General features: G+C 68.5%; 14 protein-coding genes and 2 pseudogenes. 5 read left to right on the top strand and 11 right to left on the bottom strand.

The features are described from left to right. Positions 1-915 precede the first annotated feature (915 nt). Positions 916-1,221, bottom strand: coding sequence for a hypothetical protein (locus IE206_RS30730; RefSeq protein WP_189967854.1), 306 nt, complete (start codon positions 1,219-1,221; stop codon positions 916-918). A gap of 2,039 nt (positions 1,222-3,260) precedes the next feature. Between IE206_RS30730 and IE206_RS30725 the strand changes: the two genes are divergently transcribed. Further along, positions 3,261-4,142: a GNAT family N-acetyltransferase gene (locus tag IE206_RS30725; RefSeq protein WP_189967852.1), complete on the top strand. Its 882-nt coding sequence runs from the start codon at positions 3,261-3,263 to the stop codon at positions 4,140-4,142. Positions 4,143-4,537: 395 nt separating this feature from the next. Here the strand turns inward: IE206_RS30725 and IE206_RS43840 are convergent. Continuing rightward, positions 4,538-4,754, bottom strand: a pseudogene (locus IE206_RS43840) (ATP-binding protein); the annotation flags it as partial. A 197-nt stretch (positions 4,755-4,951) separates the two neighbouring features. Here IE206_RS43840 and IE206_RS30715 point away from each other — a divergent pair. Next, the gene (locus IE206_RS30715) at positions 4,952-6,310 is read left to right on the top strand and encodes an FAD-dependent oxidoreductase (RefSeq protein ID WP_189967850.1); all 1,359 of its coding nucleotides are present in this window, start codon (positions 4,952-4,954) and stop codon (positions 6,308-6,310) included. 315 nt (positions 6,311-6,625) lie between these two features. Here the strand turns inward: IE206_RS30715 and IE206_RS30710 are convergent, their stop codons facing one another. The 3 genes from IE206_RS30710 to IE206_RS30700 form a co-directional block, all read right to left on the bottom strand. Then, a complete protein-coding gene (locus tag IE206_RS30710; RefSeq protein WP_189967848.1) occupies positions 6,626-6,904 on the bottom strand; it encodes an FG-GAP repeat domain-containing protein in 279 nt (92 codons plus the stop codon). A gap of 266 nt (positions 6,905-7,170) precedes the next feature. After that, a complete protein-coding gene (locus IE206_RS30705; protein ID WP_308433964.1) occupies positions 7,171-9,135 on the bottom strand; it encodes a transglycosylase domain-containing protein in 1,965 nt (654 codons plus the stop codon). A 339-nt stretch (positions 9,136-9,474) separates the two neighbouring features. After that, complete coding sequence (locus tag IE206_RS30700; protein WP_189967846.1) at positions 9,475-9,753, bottom strand: hypothetical protein; 279 nt, start codon at positions 9,751-9,753, stop codon at positions 9,475-9,477. 140 nt (positions 9,754-9,893) lie between these two features. Here IE206_RS30700 and IE206_RS42715 point away from each other — a divergent pair. Next, positions 9,894-9,986, top strand: a pseudogene (locus IE206_RS42715) (IS5/IS1182 family transposase); the annotation flags it as partial. Positions 9,987-10,165: 179 nt separating this feature from the next. On the opposite strand, the gene IE206_RS30695 reads toward IE206_RS42715, so the two are convergent. The 3 genes from IE206_RS30695 to IE206_RS30685 all read right to left on the bottom strand — a co-directional run bounded on the left by IE206_RS30695 (position 10,166) and on the right by IE206_RS30685 (position 12,776). Continuing rightward, entirely contained in the window at positions 10,166-10,792 is a 627-nt protein-coding gene (locus IE206_RS30695) for a flavodoxin family protein (RefSeq protein WP_189967845.1), read from the bottom strand. Between the two features lie 91 nt (positions 10,793-10,883). Continuing rightward, entirely contained in the window at positions 10,884-11,774 is an 891-nt protein-coding gene (gene sigJ, locus IE206_RS30690; RefSeq protein ID WP_189968063.1) for an RNA polymerase sigma factor SigJ, read from the bottom strand. Positions 11,775-12,176: 402 nt separating this feature from the next. Continuing rightward, on the bottom strand, positions 12,177-12,776 hold the full coding sequence (locus tag IE206_RS30685; RefSeq protein WP_189967844.1) for a transposase: 600 nt from the start codon (positions 12,774-12,776) through the stop codon (positions 12,177-12,179). A gap of 459 nt (positions 12,777-13,235) precedes the next feature. Here IE206_RS30685 and IE206_RS30680 point away from each other — a divergent pair, with 459 nt between their 5' ends. Then, complete coding sequence (locus IE206_RS30680) at positions 13,236-13,673, top strand: VOC family protein (RefSeq protein ID WP_189967841.1); 438 nt, start codon at positions 13,236-13,238, stop codon at positions 13,671-13,673. 235 nt (positions 13,674-13,908) lie between these two features. Here IE206_RS30680 and IE206_RS30675 read toward each other — a convergent pair whose 3' ends face one another. Both IE206_RS30675 and IE206_RS43255 read right to left on the bottom strand, forming a co-directional pair. After that, positions 13,909-14,064, bottom strand: coding sequence for a hypothetical protein (locus tag IE206_RS30675; RefSeq protein WP_373301007.1), 156 nt, complete (start codon positions 14,062-14,064; stop codon positions 13,909-13,911). Positions 14,065-14,181: 117 nt separating this feature from the next. Next, positions 14,182-14,307: a hypothetical protein gene (locus tag IE206_RS43255; protein ID WP_264198501.1), complete on the bottom strand. Its 126-nt coding sequence runs from the start codon at positions 14,305-14,307 to the stop codon at positions 14,182-14,184. A 1,727-nt stretch (positions 14,308-16,034) separates the two neighbouring features. Here IE206_RS43255 and IE206_RS42710 point away from each other — a divergent pair. Continuing rightward, positions 16,035-18,065 carry a TNT domain-containing protein gene (locus tag IE206_RS42710; protein ID WP_229853256.1) on the top strand — a complete coding sequence of 677 codons (2,031 nt, stop codon included), beginning with the start codon at positions 16,035-16,037 and terminating at the stop codon, positions 18,063-18,065. A gap of 87 nt (positions 18,066-18,152) precedes the next feature. Here the strand turns inward: IE206_RS42710 and IE206_RS30665 are convergent, their stop codons facing one another. Next, the gene (locus IE206_RS30665) at positions 18,153-18,596 is read right to left on the bottom strand and encodes an Imm63 family immunity protein (RefSeq protein ID WP_189967839.1); all 444 of its coding nucleotides are present in this window, start codon (positions 18,594-18,596) and stop codon (positions 18,153-18,155) included. Between the last annotated feature and the right edge of the window lie 126 nt (positions 18,597-18,722).

The following is an 18,722-nucleotide window of genomic DNA, read 5'->3' as shown; positions in this document are numbered from 1 at the left end:
GTGACTGATCCGGACCGTGGGCATCGGCTGCGTGGTCATCACGATGATGAGGCGACGGATCTCACAGGGGGCTCAGTGGCTAAGCGGCACGGAGGGAGGCATGGTCCAGGGCCGGCCCCCTCTCTGTCGCCGATAGGTCGTCATGGTGGTCGCGGGCGGCCTCGGCGGCCTGCACCGGCCAGTTAAGGCGGCGGCCAGTTGGGCAACGGAGATGTGCCGGTACCAGCCGTGGAGGGAGCGGACCTCGTAGACCGCCATCTGCGTGCTTCGCCAGCTTGATGGCCGCGGGGGCGGGCTGGCGGGTTGTGGGGACGGTGCTCAGGTCGACACCGGGGAGGGGGCGGAGCTGCGCGGGAGCACCGCTCGAGGAGCATGCCGCGGCCCCGCTGCTCCTCGGGGGGCAGGGGAGCGCGGGGCCGTGTGACGGGGTCGGACGGGGGTGTTGGACTTGCGCCAATTGCTTTGGGTGCACGGGCCAGCGGTGGGTATTTCGTGTGGAGGTTCCTAAACCCACGCCGCATCCGGGCGAGGGTGAGTTTGTTCGGCAGAGCGGATCTTTTCCCGGGACGACGGAGGTCGGCCGCCAGGGGCGGGCGAGGCGGAGCTGCGTATGGGCGGCGACGATCAGCCATGTCCATCGATCGGCTGCCTGTGGGCTGCGGAGCTGTGGTTTCGTCCCGGACACACCTTCCGAGCGATCCAACAGACGTTGGGGGCGTTGGTCTTGGACCGCCACAGCCAGACCGGCTTGTTCAGTCCGCCGGATCTGCGCAGTGTCGGGCTTCGTTGATGGCCCGGTCTGGGGTGTTCGTCCGGCCGGTGCTGGTTGCGCGGGTTGGTTGGGCGGTGTGCAGTTTCACCGGTCGTCGGCAGTGGGGTCGGGGTTGGGTGGCCGGCTCTCGGGAAAGCCGGCCCTCACCCTTCCCGGCGGCAGACGATGTCGTTCGGGGACTGGTTCCGGCAGGTGACCCCGCTCCCGGGGCCGATGAGATGCGAGAGGCGCGGTGCGAGGTCCCGCTCGCAGGACAAGGCCGGGCCGTCATCGGGCTCGGCGTTCGCCTCCCGGCAGACCCTGTCGATGACGCTGCTGCTGCTGACTTTCGGGCCGGGTGGAGGCGGGTCCGCGGAAGCCGACGGGGCGAGCAGGCTCACGGCGAGCACCGATGCGGCGAGCACCTCTGCGACCTGGGCGCGGGTCGGCCTCAGGATCCGTCGCGACATGACTGTCCTTTCGACTGGTTCATATGGATTTCCTGCGAAACGAGGCCATGATCGACGGCAGCGGCGTCGTACGGGCAGGGACACGCTCGGTGCGTTCGTGTGAACTCCGGGGTGAGCGACATCCACGTCGTCCTCGATGGTGGCTCACGTGAAAATGTCCACGCGGGACTCGCCTCAAGTTTTCCCGCCGGGCGCCGCTGGCGCTTCCGGTCCACTTCGAGGACCCCTGCTACAGTCCGGCGCCGATCGGCGCGGCCGGGGGCGGGCACTCCCGGCCGGTCCTGGGCCCCGGAGCCAACCAGGAACGCCGACAGTCCGGCCAACCCGCGCCTGCCGCAAGCCATTGACCATGCGCGACAGCGCTACCCGCAGGCGTACTTCGTCGCCGGGCATCTGCTCAACGGAGGCGTCGGCGGATCCGGCCAGCAGGCCGCCAATCCGACCATCCTGACCTCGCTGGCGAACGGCGCCCGCAAGAACCTCGACAACCGGGTCAAGGACGCCCTGACCGTCTTGGTCCGGATCTACCAGGCCCTCCACGACCTGGGCACAGACATGTCCACGCTCTGCTACGGCATCCGGGTCGAGGTGGCGACCAACGGCTCCTGGGGCACCGATTACCCCGACTCCTACATCTCCCAGGCCCTGTGGTGCCAAGCCGTGGTCGATGGCGCTCTTCCCGACGATGTGGCGGACTGCACGGATGTCGCACCTGGTGGGAGCCCTGGAAGAGCTGCTGGCAAAGGCCAACAGCAACGGCCATGTGCTCAACGACCGGCCCGCAGGCCCTGGTTCGGCCCGCGGCAGCCACGCCGCCCACCCAGTGACCGCGCCCCAGGCGGCGTACTACTCGGACCCGGACACCGACATGGAGTCGGTGTCCAGGGTCTCCTCCGACGAACACGACGACCCGACCCACCACCCCGGCAGCACCGCACACCGGTGGTCCGCCTCACCTCAGGAGAGCCGAACCCTTTTTCCTCCTGGGCCTCGCGTGCGGCCTGGCGGTGGAGGCGGGCTGCCCGTCTGGGCCGGTACCGGCGTAGGTGCCAGCGTGAGTACCGGCCTGGGTACCGGCGTCCCGGGGCGCGGGCTCGGATAGTCGCCGGTCGGGCCGTGGGGGTAAGCGGTGCAGGTGTGCTGACACCTCCCTCGCTATGGGGGAGGAGGGGCTTTCGCCTTCCCTCTGGGCAGTCGGGCCGGTTGCTGTACAGGTCGCCGTGCAGGGTGCCGTATGAGTGGCGGGGCCGGTTGCAGTACAGGTTGTTTGGAGCGCCGGGCGAGAACAGCGCTGGCGAGGCTGTGACCTGCGTGGGTCAGTGCTGCAGTGCAGGGCCCGCGGGCGCCGACACCTCCTCTCCTCTACGCGGACCGTAGCGAGAGGTTGAGTCTCCCCGGGCGGGCAGCCGGGCAGCGGCCGGGCTCGGCGGCGTCGTCCAGGAACTGCTTGCGCTCGGGCCGCCGGGATCGTGGGCCGTGGCGGCTCGTTGTGTTCCTGGTGCTCGATCCCGGCTCCGGTCGCGGGGAGTCGACCCGGCCGGGAAAGTCGTCCTCAAGGTGTGCGAGCACGGGTTGGAGGGCGTGGGCTGGCTCGCGGCGGGTTGCCCTGCAACTCGCCCCACAACTTGCTCACCAAGTTGCCTCCCAACCTGCCTTACGACTTGCCCCCAGAGCCCGGGCTGGACTTCGCGGGCAGGGGGTCTGACCTTGCGTGGTCAAGGGGTTGGCGATGGGGCTGCAGGGCGCCGACTACTTCTGTACGACACCCTCTGTGGCGTCGGCAGAGTCCAGTCTGAGGTTCCCTCGGCCCTTCGGGCCCTGGTTCTTCCACGACACGGAGTGGCTGTGACCGCAGGGTCTGTACCTGGTCTTTCGTTAACCCTTTGCCGAGGAGCCGATGGGCCAGCTAGGTTCTCCCAGCCGTCCGATGTTGTTCGGGACCGGTGCTGTCGACGAGGAGGTGTGGAGCACATGCGCAGGAGTGCCCAGCAGTTGAGTCCGCGTATTGACCTTGGCCACTTCCTCACGACGGAGACACCTTGTCGTCTCGCATCACCCCACTGACCGACCCCGTTCACGGCGCGAACAGCCGGCGTCTTGCATGGCTGGCGTCCGACGCTGATTCCATCCCCATCGGAACCGCCTTTCTGCGCCTGTTCAACAGTCCCGGACAGGAGCACCTGGCCGAACTGACCCTCGGTGTCCATCCCGCGGAACGACGCCAGCACGTCGGCTCGCAGCTCCTCAATGCCGCCGTGGCCGCTGCCCGGGCCGATGCCCGACGATGCGTCATCGCGCAGGCCGAGGCCGGATCGCCAGGCGACCACTTCCTGCCGTCGCACGGTTTCAGGAAGGTCCTCGCCCTGAGGTTCTCCCGCTTGCCACTGGCCGATGTGGACACCACCGCCCTCGCCGAAATCATCGAGCGCCCGCATCCCGGCTACCGGCTGATGTCATGGCACGGAACTGTGCCCGACGGCCTCGCCGAGACGTTCACCGACTCGCGTCGCGCCATGGACGACATGCCCATGGACGACACCGACTACGGCACGGTGACCTGGGACGTGGACCGTGTCCGGGCCGCGGCGAAAGCCGTCGAACAGCGCGGCGACCACCTGCACACCGTCGTTGCCGTCGACACCTCCGACGACTCGATCGCCGGGTTCACCGAGCTGGTCGTCCCCAGCAACGGCAGAGGTGATGGCCAGCACTACGGCACCGGCGTGCTGCCCGAGCACCGTGGACACAGCCTCGGCCGATGGATGAAGGCCGAGTCGATCCGACACGCCCATGGGCGCTATCCAGACCTCGGCGGCCTCCTGACTGACACCGCCGACAGCAACACGCACATGAGACAGATCAACGACAGTCTCGGCTACACGCCGACGCACACGACACACCAGTACCAACTCGAACTTTAGCGGCGGACGGACGGGCCGGACCTGGACATCACATCGTCCGGCCCGTCCATGCCTTCGATACACGGCTTGGGCCGCATTTCCCGCGACCATGCCGGTCTGCTGCGACCAGGACTTGATGACCACGTAGCGGCTTTCGACGGCAGCCGGGTTGCTGTGTTGCCGGAGCCTAGAAACCGACTTGGCCGAGGAACTTGTCCTCGGTCACCTCTCGGTCATTCCCATAGCCCTCCGTGTCGGGGCCTTCGGCTGGAATTGGGTTGTCACGCGGAATCTACCGGGATTCATAGGCCAAGAGCCTGCCACGCGACGGAATAGCGTTTCAGTCACGCCGGCTGCATCGTGGCGGCGCCGGGGCGCGCGCTGTGTCATGGTGCCGGGTCCGGCCCGGGTTGCGGTCAGACAGCTCCCCGCCGCTCTGAGGACTCGTTCACCTCAATGGCATCACTCCCTTCCCCGGTGGTGGCCTCGGTGAGCCGGAACGATTCACCCTGTGACCCCGACGTGAGCGTGGTGGAGGAGCCGGTCGACGGTGGCGGTGGCCAGGGCCTTGGGCATGATCTGGTCGAACCCCGAGAACGACTCGTTTGACGCGATCGCCACGCTGTTCTTCTCCTCGCGTCCGGTCAGGACCTGGTGCACAACTCGGCCTCGCGGCGGACGAGTTCCATCCAGCTGCGACCCAGTGCCGGGCACGGGATACTGGTGTCTTCTGACGACGCGGCGACCAGGGGAGCGCATCGGTGAATTCTGCGGGGAAGAGGAGTCGTTGGGGTGCGGGCGGCAGGCGGGGCGCACGGCATGCGGTCGTCGTGGGCGGGAGCCTCGCGGGGCTGCTCGCGGCGCATGTCCTCGCCGGGTATGCCGACCGGGTGACCGTCGTCGAGCGCGACCGTTTCCCGGACGGTACGAGGCCACGGCCCGGCGTATCGCAGGGCCGGCATCCGCATGTCCTGCTGGAGGGCGGGCAGGTGGCCCTGGAGTCGCTGCTGCCGGGTTTCCTGGCGGAGCTGCGGGCCGCGGGGGCACCGCGCGTGGGTCTGCCGTCGGACATGGTGCAGAGTCAGGACGGGCGCTGGTTCCGGCGGCTGCCCGCGACGACGCACATCTACACCGGTTCCCGCGCGCAACTCGAGGAGTTGGTGCGGCGGCGCGTCCTCGCCAACCCGGTGATCAGCGCGGTGGAGGGGACCGATGCCGTCGGGCTCCTCGGAGACGCCTCGCGCGTGCGGGGCGTGCTGCTGCGGGACCGCTCCGGCGACGCCCGAGGGGAGCGGCGTGCCCTTGAGGCCGACCTGGTCGTCGACGCCTCCGGCGGCGGTACGAAGGCCCCCCAGTGGCTCACGGCGATCGGGGCCGAGGCCCCGCACGAGGAGACCATCGACACGGGTCTCGCGTATGCCTCCCGCCTCTACCGCGGCAGGAGCGGTGTCCTCGACGGCGACACCTGCGGCTACTACGTCTACCCCAGCCGAGCCCAGGTCCACGGCGGTGGTGCGCTGCCGCTGGAGGACGGCACCCATCTGGTCATCGTCTCGGGGCTACACGATGACGAACCGTCCACAGACGACGACGAGTTCGTGGCGTACGCCAAGAAGAGGCTGCCGCATCCGCTCCTGCACCAGTGGCTGGACGAGGCCGAACCGCTCTCCTCGGCGTTCGGCTACCGGCGGACCGCGAACATCCGCCGCCGCTACGACCTGCCCGGCCGCCACCCGGCCGGATTCCTTGCCACCGGCGACGCACTGTGCTCGTTCAACCCGATCTACGGACAGGGCATGGCCGTCGCCGCGATGAGCGCGGTCGCCCTGCGCGACGCACTGGCCGATCCGCGCCGGATCCCCACGACGCGGCGCGTGCAGCGGGCACTCCTCGCGGCGTCCCGGCAGGCGTGGGACATCTCCGCCGGAGCGGACCGCAAGATGCCGGGCGCGGTCGGCACTGCCGTAGCCGCCGGGCCCGCGGACCGCATCGCCGACTGGTACCTGGAGCGCGTCCTGGAGCGCTACCCCGCCGACCCCGTAGTGGGGCCTGCCTTCCGTTCCGTACTGACCCTCTGCACACCCGTCACCGCCCTCTTCGCCCCGCCCGTGCTCCGGGCCGTCCTCCTCCGCCCGGCCGCGCCTACGCCCACCGAGCCGCCCACGGCACCGGAGGAACCAGGGCGCTGAGCGGATCGGCAGCTGACGGCAATTGTCCCGTCAGGCCGCGCGGCATCCCGTCCGTCCCGGAAACCCGGTGTTCGGGGACGGTTCCGTCGCGCGCGAGGAACACCGGTGGCGGCCAATCCCCCTCGCCCGCCACCCGGGCCTGTCTCATCCGCTTCTCTGTTCTTCCTGCCGTAGCAGTTGGCCGGCCACTGCCCGACCGGCTTGTCGAGTGCGGTGGCGTGGTCGGGTGCGGCCAGGGGCATGGTCCGGGGCGGGTGCGGAGGAGCTGTACCTGGCTGAGGTTGGTCCTCGCAGCAGTTCCCCGCATCTGGGGGGTCACTTCTGCTGGTCGTTCCAGAGGCTGCCAAGGTCGGTCCTGCCGTTGCCGTCGAAGTCGCCGCCCAGGATGGCCTGGACGCTCTTCCAGCTCGTCTCGGGACACATGGACATGCCGTCGCTCAGGCCGCCCTGGCCGTTGCCGTACGGCAGCAGCGGGCCGTCGCCGGTGGTGATGACGACGTCGTCGCGGCCGTCGCCGTGGAAGCCATCGGTCACGATCTTCGTGGTGTTCTTCCAGTCCTGACTGCCGCTGTGCGCGTCTTCGACGGCGTTCACGACGAGGTGAGCAGCCCGCGTTCGGTGTGAGTGGCGGATGGCAGGATCGCCGCCGGGAGGGAAGTCCCCGCTCCGGAGGCCGTGGCGGTCGACGGGGACGGGCACGTTCCCATGCCCGGTCTCAGCGATGCGCACGTCCATGTGTCGATGCACGTCCATGTGTTGCTGGGCGGGAACACAGAAGACGGCGGCCGCCGGATGTCCGCCTCCAGCTCCCGCACCTCGGCCGGCTCGGCCCAGCCGTCGCCGTTTGGCTTGGTGGACGTTCAGCCGTGCGGGTTCACGTCCATGTAGTCCGCCCAGATCTTCGCCGGGAAGGCATTCCCGCGGTGTGTGTCACCGCCCACGTCCGACATCGGCAGCAGCTGGCCGTTCTCGGGCTTCATGCGGAACATGGTCACGGCGGTGGAGGTGTTCTTCGCCCAGCCCACGAACCAGGCCGATTTCAGGCGGTCCTGGTCGCCGGTGCGGCCCGCCGCGACGGGTGCGCCGACGGCACGGCCGGTGTCCTTGCCGAGTGCCTTGCTCCCTGCTTCGCGCAGGGCGTCACTCACCTCGTCGGCGACTTCTCGGGGCAGGGCGCGCTGGGCCTTGGTACGGCTCTCGAAGCCGCCCACCGGCTCGTCGTCCTTGAGGAGCTTGGTCACCGAGTAGGGGTCGTTCCGGAGGCCGTGGTTGGCCAGCGTGCCGTACGCGCCCGCCATGCGTATCGCGCTGGGCGTGGACGTGCCGACGGAGAAGGTGTCCTCCAGCGGGGCCATGCTGTTCTCGAGCAGGCCCGAGCGGATCGCGATGTCCTTGACCTCCTCCAGGCCCACCTCCTTGCCGAGGCGGACGTACGTGGCGTTGCCGCCCTCCGCCAGGGCCTGGCGCAGGCTCGGGTGGGAGTTGTCCGGCGCGTCCGTCGCCGACGGGCTCTGGAGCTTGCCGCCGTTGCCGTAGAAGTCCCCGGAGTGCACGGACGTCCGGTCGCCGTCCTTCGTCTGCGTGCCGCGCTGAAGAGCCGCCGCGAGGACGAACGGTTTGAAGGCCGAGCCGGCCGGCACGCCAGAAGTGTCGGCGTTGTTGGTGAACTGCTTCGTCGCGTCGGGTCCGCCGTAGAGCGCCAGGACCGCGCCGTCAGAATGGCGTACGGAGGCGGCGCCGACCTGGACGTTCTGGTCGGCCTCCCGGTGCTTCGGATCGATGTCCTTGGCCAGGACGGACTCGACGGACGCGGTGAGCCGCTCCACCTGTTTCTTGTCGAACGTGGTGTGTATTCGATAGCCGCCGTGTGCCAGATCCTGGTCGGTGATCATGGAACGCGCCTTGATGTATTTGTTGGCGACATCGACGAGATAGCCGGTCTGGCCCGCGAGGCTCGTCGACTTGGACTGCTTGTGCGGCTCCGGAAAGTTCCGGTAGCTGTCGCGCTCCTGCTGCGACATCAGCCCGGCTTCGACCTCACGGTCGAGGATCCACGTCCAGCGGTCCTTCGCGCGCTCGTGGTTGGCGCTGCTCGTCGCCGGGTCGTAGAGCTCGGCGCCCTTTAGCAGGGCGGCCAGCGCGGCCCCCTGGCTCGGGTCGAGCTGCCTCGCCGGAATGCCGTAGTACGCGAGCGCGGCGGACTCGATCCCGTACGCGCCGCGGCCGAACCAGCTGGTGTTGAGGTAGCCCTGGAGAATATCTCGCTTGCTCTTGGTCTGATCGACCTTGAGCGAAATGATGAACTCCTTTGCTTTTCGGGTGACGGTCTGCTCCTGGGAGAGATATGTGTTCTTCACGTATTGCTGGGTGATGGTGGAACCGCCCTGTGTCTCCTCTCCCTCCACCGTACTGACGGCGGCCCGGAGAATTCCGCTGAGAGAGACTCCGGGATCGCTGTAGAAACTCTCGTTCTCGGCGGCTATCACCGCGTTCTGTACGGAATTCGGCACGTCCGAGAGGTGGACGACATTGCGGTTCACCTTGCCCAGGCTGACCATCTGGGTGCCGTCCGCCCAGTAGTACGTGTTGGCCTCCTGGATGGCGGCGGCGTTCTCGTCAGGGATGTCGACACTCGCATACGCCCAGGCGAACAGGCCGGTCAGACCGCCCAGGCCGAGGATGACCGTGCACAGCACCAGCCGCCACGACGGCAGCCAGCGGCGCAGACCGCGCCTGCCCATGCGCGGATAGTCGACGAACCGCTTGCGGCGCGCGTCACGTTTCGCCCGCTTTTCTCGGTTCTTCTGCTGCTGCCTCTTGCCCACGCTCTGGCCAATCCCCTGGATATCTGTGTTGCCGGGGAAGATGAACCAGAGGTGCCAAGCGGTTGGCCGCCTTCTATGAGCGTCCCATGACGGAATTATGACCGTTCCATGACAGCGGCTTTTTGTGAAAGTTCTGTGAGGGTGGGGGAGTTTCCTTGTGTTCCGGGTCATCCGGACCGGGTACTTCTTTCGGCCATGTCTGCTGCACGGAGGCAATCCACAGGCGTGCGGTGTGGCATGGTGACGGCTCCGGCCCGTCAGGTTCCCCCGTCTTGGCGGGCCGGACCACGAGGCGACCCGAGCAGCCGCAGTGCCCGGGCCGACCGGAACGCGCGTCCTTCAGCCCTCGGGCGACGCGCGGACGAGGGATTGGGCGATGTCTCCCTGGACCATGCCGGTCTGCTGCGACCAGGACTGGATGACCACGTACCGGCCGTCGACGGCTTCCTCGGCCGCGCGGATCACCGTGTCACCGGAGCCGTGGATGCCGTCCTGGCCGAGGAGCTTGTCCTCGGCCACCTCCCCGTCATTCCAATAGCCCTCCGTGCCCGCGCCGTCGGGGCGGAACTGGGTGGTCACGCGGAATCTGCCGGGGTCCATGGACCGGGAGCCTGCCATGCGGTGTTCGTCGACTGTCGCGGTGCCCTGGCCGGCGCCGCGGGTCGCTGCTTCGGTAAGAACGACGGGGCGGGGTGGGTCATTGGCGGTGTACGGCGCTGACCCAGGCGGGCAGGGCCATGGCGGCGAAGACGAGCATTCCCAAGAACGCGAAAGGCTTCGTCCTGCTGCCGCGGCGGTGGATCGTGGAAAGCCGGTGGATGCCCACCCGGTGCCTGGTCAGAGACTACGAGTGCCTCCCGCACACGCGGAAGCGATGCTCAACACGGCCGTCATCACGCTGATGACCCGCCGCTGCCCCAGCGCCGCCCCACCACGGCCCGGCGAACTCGTCCGGGCCGCGTGACGCCAGCTGTACGGGCGGCACGCGCGGGCCGGGCACGCAGGGCGCCCGGCATTCGTGGGAGGCGGATCAGGCGGCGACCGCGGCGCGACCGGCGGCGTACACCGCGGCCTGGGCGGCGACGCGCCGGCCGAGGTGTTCGGCGGTGGCTATGTCGGCCTTGTGGACGCCGTCCGGGCCCCGGTCGGTGTCGGTCTGCGCGCCGGCGCCCAGGTAGAAGCCGAGGCGGTTGAGGTCGTTCTCGGAGGCGGTGGTGGAGTGCCAGCCGGACGGCAGCCCGAGGTTGATCCAGTGCATTCCGTGCTGGGCTGCCAGCACGGAGAAGAACTGCAGGGTGTGCAGCTTGTCGCCGCTCTTTGAACCGGAGTTGGTGAAGCCCGCTGCCAGCTTGTCCTGCCAGGCGCGGGTCGCCCAGCGCTTCGAGGTGGCCTCGGCGAAGATGTGGAAGGCGCCGGACGCGGTGCCCATGTAGGTCGGCGAGCCGAAGACGATCGCGTCGGCGGTGTCGAGCAGCGCCCACTGCTCCTCGGTGATCTCGTCGACCTTGACCAGGTGGACGGTAGCCCCGGTGTCGGCGGCACCCTCGCGCACCGCCTCGGCCAGCACCGAGGTGTGGCCGAAGCCCGAGTGATGGGCGATGGCGACGACCGGCGGGACGGCAGCGGCGGAAGAAGCGGTCGGGGCAGGCGTGATCATGATGGCGGGCTCCTCAGGGTCGTGCCGCGTGGCGCGGCGCGAGGCGGTCAATTCACCAGGGAGACGAGGTAGCCCCTCCAGGTGTGACAGCTCAGAGGCGCACGAGTTTGTCGGGATTGACGACCCTGCGGTACGCGGTGATCAGACCGTCGGTGATCTGGACCGTGTCCACGGACTGGACCCGGCCTTCGCGGTAGGACACCAGGGCGAGCTCCCCGCCGACTTCAGCGAAGGCGATACGGTCCGGACGCCACCGGCGTCCCACACGCACCATGACCTCGGCAACGCGCTCGCCGCCGTGGATGAGCTTGCGTGCCGCGAATGCCTTGCCGCCGCCGTCGGTGACGAAGACGGCGTCCGGGTGCAGGAGCCTGACCAAGCCGGCCAGGTCCCCGGCCTCGTACGCGGCGCGGAAAACCGCGAGGACGCGTTGGCGCTCCGCCTTCGATGCCTGCGGCATGGACTGTTTCGCCTTGGCCACCCGCCGTCGCGCCCGCGAGGCGAGCTGCCGGGCGCCCGGCACGGAGACGTCCAGCACTTCGGCGATCTTGCCGAACTCAAGACCGAAGACATCGTGCAGGACGAAAGCCACCCGCTCCGGCGGGCTCAGCTCTTCCATGATCAGCAGCATCGCCGAGCTGACGGACTCATCGACGAGTACCGGCTGCGACGCGTCCGGCCCTGTCAGCAGCGGCTCCGGCAGCCATGGCCCGACATAGCTCTCCCGACGGAAACGGGCACTCTTGAGAATGTCGTACGACCGCCGCGCGGCCACCGTCACCAGCCAGGCCCGCAGATCACCGATGTCCCGCAGATCCGCTCCGGCCGCCCGCAACCACACATCCTGGGTCACGTCCTCGGCATCAGCCACACTCCCCAGCAGCCGGTAGGCCACACCGAAAACCGCAGGCCGGTGCCTCTCCCATCCGGCTCCGAGCGCCTCCTCCTGCTCAGACCGTCCGGGCCCGGGCCCATCACCCATACCGATCGCAACCTCCTCCAGCATGCGGATCCAGCGTAGCCACCCGAACTCGGGATCTTCGAAGGCAGCCCCGCAGAATCGGCGGTGGCGGCGCGGCATGCAGAAGGATGGCGCCGGTCTGGCCCTCGGCCCACCGCCGGTTCCAGGTGCGCCTTGAAGGGGTCGAGCTCGGTGGGGCGGGGCTGGTGACGGCCGTTGGGCATCTGCTCGGGCATCTCGGCGCGGGCGGCCCGGCGGACGGTGTTGCCACCATGTGCAGTTCCCGGGCGATCTGCCGGATGCCGTGCCCCTGGTCAAGGAGGGAGTGGACGATCGCGTGCCGCTCGCGCAACCGGGCTTCGATGGGCGACATCTCCTGCGCAGTGTCCTCCGACTTAGCGAAGGAGATGTTCACGATGCCGTTCACATCGGCTTCGGGCGGCTTGAGGCAGGTGTTGTGCCCACGGACGCAGCGTTCCACCGCAGTGCCGAGTTCTGCAACAAGCCGAGGTTCTGCAACAAGTGGAAGGGGTCTGCGACCTGGACCACATCGGGTGCTCCAGTGCGGGCGCCGTCCGCGTAGTAACCCGCTCGGTCCCGGCAAATGACCTCAGACCTCGGATGAGCCCGCAGCCAGATGGCCAGCGTCTCGGCATCCCGGTCCGCGAGCAGATCAAAAGGCTGGCCGGTCTCGCAGTTGATGAAGACGGTGCCATGGTGCTGCCCGCGGCGGGTGGCGAAGTCGTCGACGCCCAGCACTTTCGGCATCGTCCAGGGCGGGTCCGGCAGCGCCATCACCAGCCGCAACAACGTCGCGCGACCGATCGGGCTGTGCAGCACCGCGGCCAGGTGAGCGCCGACCCGGCCACCCAGCACAACTCCCACGCACTCCAAGATCCTGCGGGACGCTGGAGTCCGCCTGCCGTAGCGAAAGGTCAGGCCCGGCACCTGCTCGACAATCGTGCGGCGTGGGCGCTGCGCATTGCCGCAGTACAGCCGCCGCACCGTCAGCTCGATGCGCACCGGCTGATCGCCTACCGGCGTATCAGCCAAAGACGCCGCTGGTAGCAGCTGTGCTCACACCGCGAGGACGCTCCGCAGCCGGGGCAGGACACCAGGCGGTCCCGGGTTCTCGCCACGATGTGCACCACGCCGCCTTGCGCGAACGCCCGCTCCACCAGCACCGCATTGAGTTGCGGAAGCAGCACTTGAAGAGTCCGTCACACCCCACCACCGTCCCCGACTACGGCGGTTCACGGCCCCAGAATCACAGTGATCGCCCCCACGGAATTTGATCCAGATCCTCGTTCACACCGGCATGACCATCAATCCCGAGGAGTGAGGCACACCCCTCCGCTTTCGCTGTTTTCGCAGACTTCCGTCGAGGTCTCGGGGGCAGCCCACGGTTGGCCAAGTCAGCTGTAAATTTCGGGGAGTTGGTGGGCTTCAGTGGCTCGACGGCAGGGCCCTACGATCGAGCGCATGACAATCCAGCGGATGGACCATGTAGGTATCGTCGTCGACGATCTCGCTGCCGCAGTGGCGTTCTTCGTCGGGCTCGGGCTTGAGGTGCAACGCGAGGGGTCGGTGGAGGGCGGCTGGGTGGACCGCGTCGTGGGTCTCGAAGGTGTCAGGGCCGACTTCGCGGTCGTGCAGACCCCGGACGGCCACGGACGGCTTGAGCTGACGAAGTACCACGCGCCGACAGGCTCGGGGGGCAACCTGAATCCGTCGGCGAACACACTGGGCATGCGCCATGTCGCGTTCGCCGTCGAAGACATTGACGCCGTGGTCGCCGGCCTGCGAGGCCGTGGCGGAGAACTCGTCGGCGAGCTGGAGTCCTACAAGGACAACTATCGGCTCTGTTATGTCCGTGGCCCGGAAGGACTCATCGTCGAGCTGTCGGAGCGGATTGGCTGATCGTCGTTCTCGTAGGTCATCCGGAGGTGTCGGCGCTGGCTGTGGCCCAGGCGTGCTGGACAGTACGGATTTCGTCGGCGGTGGGCTGAGCTGGTCGGTCGCGGAAACCGGGCCGCGATGCTGACGCGGCGGAGTTTGGCGGTCGTGTCCGCGAAGGAGGGCTCGGCCCTGGTCATGTCCCACGGTGACGTCGGCGTCGCTCGGCGGCGTCGTAGGGGTGGTGGCCGAGCAGCGTCTACCAGACGACGGTGACCGTGTAGCACGACAGGGCGAAGGGAACGGTCCGCTGGACCGCACGGCGGGTACGGGACTGAGCCTGGCCCGCACCGAGATGTTCGCGTGCTTCCGCGAAGGTGCACTCGATCGACCAGCGCCACGCGTACCGGGTCACCAGTGCTGTGGCGAGAGTGTCGAGGTCGGTGGTGGCCAGGACCAGCAGTGGCTTGCCAGCGTGTCTGCCGGTCTCCCGCAGGAGCAGGACGCGGACGGTCTGGGTGTGCAGCGAGCCCTACCACAGACAGCACCGCTCGGCGATCGTCACGGTGTCGCGGCGGTGGTAACGGTCCACTGCGGCCGGGTGCCAGGACAGTTGGGCGGCGAGGTCGGCGGCGGTGCCCAGGCAGTCGCCCTTCAAACTGGGCCGGCCGCGGCGTCCGGTCCTGGGCGGCGCGAGACCGTAGAGGACGGCACTCTTGCGCAGGCGGGTGGTGAACGTGATGTTCGCCGGGAGGTGTTACAGGGACTTGCCGTGGTAGGCGCGTCCGCGACCACATGCAGTGTGCGATGCGAGTGGCAGGACGACAGCGTCCGGACCGTCGCAGCGGCCAGCTCCACCTTGGGCTTCCCGGTGCCGGGCCGCCAGAGCCGGGCCATCACCGGCAGGCACACCGGACGGGACAGGAAGGGGAGACCCACGAGCAGGCCCAGAACGACAAAGCAGGTGCCCCGCCCGACGGGACGTGGCCCCCGGGCGGCCCCTTCGTGCTGCCAGAACGCCCCGAACACCTTCTTCCCGGACCACTTGAGCAGGGGTGTCGTCCACCGCCGCGACCAGCGGCGCGTCCTCGGGCAGCAGCAGGCGGGCAATCTCGTGGGAGAGTACGAGATCGGCGTCGGCGCCGCGCCCGTTACCCCGAAGCTGTGTACTCCAAGACGTCGGCGCGCGATGTGTCTTCAACACGGGTGCGCGGGATCCGAGTTGCGGGTGTTGTGCGCCGTTGCGATGCGTCGGTGATTGTCTATGTACGTGAGCCTCCGGCTCGGCTGCCGTCGCAGCAGCCGGGACGGCAGCCGAGTGGGCTGGTGCCGGACAGGAATCCGCCTTTCCCGCCCAGCCAGCCGAGGCCGGGAACCTGACCGTCACCCGAGTCCGCTGCCTGGCGACCACCTCTGGCAGGCAGGCCATTCCCACGTGGGCTGGGTCGACTGCGGGGAGGTGCGGGTCCTGATGCGGCTGGATGCGTTTGCTCTCTTGGTGTCCGGGGGCAGGTCTCGGCTGGGCACCATGGGCCCCGTCGGGCCGTGGAATGCCCGTGTGTGGGGGGCAGTTGTGGCAGTGCCGCTGGATGCCGGGGACGGGCATTGTCCCGACTTTCCGCCGAAGTCCCCGCCTCCGCCGAAGAGGCCGGTGGAGTCCCCGAGGCCCGAAGGGGAGGCGGCAGTCTCCGCCGTGGCGGTGCGGCCGCGGCTTGTGGCGCGGATCGCGAACCGGCGGGCCGCGAACTGGACGCTGGAGAACGCCCCCTGGACGCCCGCGAAAGCAGCCCGGCACGTGGTGGGGAAGCTCGCAGACCTTGTTCGACGCATGGCGATCCGTCAGGGCAGCTCCTGGGTACCGCGAGGTTGCCCGTCGCTGGCAGACCGTCGCCGCGCGGTGCGCGGCCGCGGCCGCGGGTTTTGTCCGAGGCGGAGCTCGGCGAGGACGCGGGCACGGGAGCCGGTGAGATCCCGTCGCAGTCCCTGCCGCGGTTGGCTGCCATGGCCCTGGCGGGCGCCGGGGCCGACTTCCTCACGCAGCTCCTGGACGATCCGGAGCGGGCGATCGACCGGCGCCGTGCACTGGCGGCCATCGGCGAGTTCGGGGATGGCTGCGCATTCAGGCGTGGTTCGAAGGTGGCTGGAGGTAGTGGAGTCGGATTGCTTGGGCCTCCGCGGCTCGTGCCTGGAGGGCAAAGGATCAGCAATACCTCCAAATACGGGCGTAGTTGACTTTCCACCCATGTGAGCGCGGTCACTGCATTGGTCTGGACCAATGGTTACTGTCACGTGCCGCGTGATGCGCAGGTGTCACGCATGAGTACATATGAACGGATTTGTGTGAACCATCTCGGTCGTTTCAAACATTCGATACCCGCCTCCGGAATGAGACGAGCATCCGTCGCCGTGACAACGGCCATGGTCATGGCTCTCGGCTCCGGAGTGGCGACCGCCGCCGCCGGTGACGAACGGACGCCGGCTGCCGCCCCCGTCGGCGAGCGGCCCTCGGCGACGCCGCCTCATGTGCACGGCGAGCCGGCGCCCCAGGCGTACCGCGCGCCGGGCGCCGCAGCCGCCAACCAGGCACCCAATACGCCCCAGGCCCCCGAGGTCGGCCCGCCCTTCAAGCAGACGTCCGGGGTGTGGGTCACCGACACCGTGACCCCGACCTTGCGCAACACGGTCGTTGACGCCGACAAGGACAAGACGACCTCCACCTTCGAGGTATGGACCGCCGACGCGGCGTGGAAGCCCGTCAAGAAGGTCAACCTGACCGATGCCAACAAGTACGACGTGCTGGTCTCCGGCTACGTCGCCGCCGGTCAGGCCGCCTCGGTGAAGGTCGACCCGGGCAAGCTGACCAACAACACGAACTACCTCGTGCGCTCCAGCGCCTACGACGGCTCCGCGTACGAGACGGACTGGTCGCCGTGGGCGAAGTTCAAGACGTCCGCCACCCCCGTGGACCCGCCCGTCACGCCGGGCGACCCCAACGGTGACATCCCGGCGGACGTGAAGTCGAAGTGGCAGGAGCTGGCGAAGAAGTCGCTGGCCGCCTACGACGCCGAGCAGAAGAAGATCGCCGACACCAGGGCCCACGGCCTCGATGGCGGTGAAGTCGCCGGAAACGACGGCGGCGCCGCCTGGGCCGTCAAGCAGCTCGCCATGGACCACATCGCCGTGCCCGACAACGGCTACTACGGTGTCCCGCGCGAGTTCATGGGCGCCCGCGTCTACGACGACCGCAGCCCGAAGAGCAACCCGACCGTCACGGCCGTCGGCGGCTGCGACAGCAAGGGCGTGGACCTTCTGCACTGCACGCAGAAGTTCCGCCTTGACTACGTGCTGAGCGTCGACAGGTTCTACTGCACCACCCCGAACGTCGCGGGCAACGTCGGCTCCAAGTGCGACCCGAAGGACATCCGCTGGATCGCGTTCTCCTCCGAGGCCCAGTCCGAGGAGTTCAGCCGCGAGTACAACCGGATCACCGACGGCTGGGACAAGTTCATCAGCCAGACCCTCGGCGACATGCCGAAGATCTTCATGCAGTGTGTCTCCGGTGACACGTCCGGCCAGCCGCCCGTCGTCGCGGCCCCGCCGATCGCCCGGGCCACCGCCGATCAGTGCGCCGACACCGGCATGCAGCTCGGTGCCATGGTCACCATGGGCAAGATCGGCACCTCCGCGAAGGTCACCTCTGACCCGCTGGTCGAGCTGAAGTTCACCGCCGAGCAGATCAACAAGGCCAAGGCGGGCCTGAAGGACCTCTCCGACGGCATTGCCTCCAACGCCTACAACAAGGCGCTGGCAACGATCATCGAGGGCGCGGTCAAGGCCGACAACACCGGTGGTCTGTCGTTCGCGTTCAAGCAGGTTGCGGACATGCCGTCGATCACGGCGAAGATGACGCCCGAGGCGAAGAAGCTCATGGAGGGCTACAAGCCGACGGGCAACCTGACCATCGAGGAGTGGTTCCACCGCTTCTGGAACACCAAGGACAACTGGTTCAGCTACCCGTACTTCGACGGGTTCGAGGGCGCGGCCACCGCGTACTTCCCGAAGGTCGGCGAGCTGATGGACCGCTTCGGTTCGCCGGGCAGGTTCGACAAGGCGGCCGGGAAGGTCGAGGGCGGCGGGTTCCTCGCCCCCAAGGACGGCACCCCCTACAGCCAGCGTGCGCTGCCGCCGTCCAACGTGAGCGCGGACGTGTCCGCGTCCGGCCCCGGCTACCACGTCTACAAGTGGGTCAAGCCGTGGGGCCCGGCCGAGGTCGCCAAGTACGGCGACATCAAGGCCGGAAAGATCGCTCCGTGGTTCGACCAGCCCGGCGGCGGCACGCAGTACCTCCTGCCCGGCAAGGCCAACGTCGAGCGGCTGAAGCAGGACGGCTACCTCGTCGAGGTGCCGCAGCAGTAACACCCGGGCCTACGGCCTGAGTTAGGCGCAAAAGGGAGGGGGAGGGAACCAGTACCGGTTCCCTCCCCCTTCGCGTGTACGCGGGGTTCAGCCGAGCGGGTAGGCGTCGACGTCCTCGACGCGGACACCGTCGCAGTGGTCACCCGCCGCGATCGTGTCGCGGAACCGTGCGCCCCAGACCGGGTTCACCCGGTTCATTAGCTGGAGCTGCTTGGCCAGCCAGGCGATGCGGGTGTCGAACTCCTCGGGCTCACGGGTGCGGTTGTTCAACTCCCAGGTCGAGCCCAGGTTGCTGGCCGCATCGAAGGTGACCCGGTACAGGAACTCATCGAGGTCGGTGTAGACCGTGGTCCACACCTTCTCCCGCTCCCCGATCAGGTAGTGAGCGGCGCCGTCCTTGAACTCCACCCACGCACCGCCGTCGCCGTGGCGGTGGAACTTGACCACGTAGTCCAGCGGGACGCCGAGGGCGTCGGCGATGGACCGCAGGCTCGCCATGGCCTCCGCCTCCGAGATCACCTTTTTCGTCATGCTGACACTATATCGGGGCGGGTACCGGTCGGCCCAGCCGGCGGCCTGTGCTCTATGACACTCCACGGCTAGTAGTACTCCGTTAGGTCTTCCGGTCGGGCGTGTTCGGGAGCATGGTGGGTGGGT

Source organism: Streptomyces violascens (assembly GCF_014649955.1).
Lineage (GTDB): Bacteria > Actinomycetota > Actinomycetes > Streptomycetales > Streptomycetaceae > Streptomyces > Streptomyces violascens.
The sequence above is the reverse complement of the archived record's forward strand: the minus strand, read 5'-3'. Positions and strand labels throughout refer to the sequence as shown.

Bases quoted from the DNA above. Each gene is read 5' to 3' on its own strand.
- IE206_RS30730 (WP_189967854.1), bottom strand. From the start codon at position 1,221: ATGTCGCGACGGATCCTGAGGCCGACCCGCGCCCAGGTCGCAGAGGTG.
- IE206_RS30700 (WP_189967846.1), bottom strand. From the start codon at position 9,753: ATGGCAGGCTCCCGGTCCATGGACCCCGGCAGATTCCGCGTGACCACC.
- IE206_RS30695 (WP_189967845.1), bottom strand. From the start codon at position 10,792: ATGATCACGCCTGCCCCGACCGCTTCTTCCGCCGCTGCCGTCCCGCCG.
- sigJ (WP_189968063.1), bottom strand. From the start codon at position 11,774: ATGGGTGATGGGCCCGGGCCCGGACGGTCTGAGCAGGAGGAGGCGCTC.
- IE206_RS30680 (WP_189967841.1), top strand. From the start codon at position 13,236: ATGACAATCCAGCGGATGGACCATGTAGGTATCGTCGTCGACGATCTC.
- IE206_RS42710 (WP_229853256.1), top strand. From the start codon at position 16,035: ATGAGACGAGCATCCGTCGCCGTGACAACGGCCATGGTCATGGCTCTC.
- IE206_RS30665 (WP_189967839.1), bottom strand. From the start codon at position 18,596: ATGACGAAAAAGGTGATCTCGGAGGCGGAGGCCATGGCGAGCCTGCGG.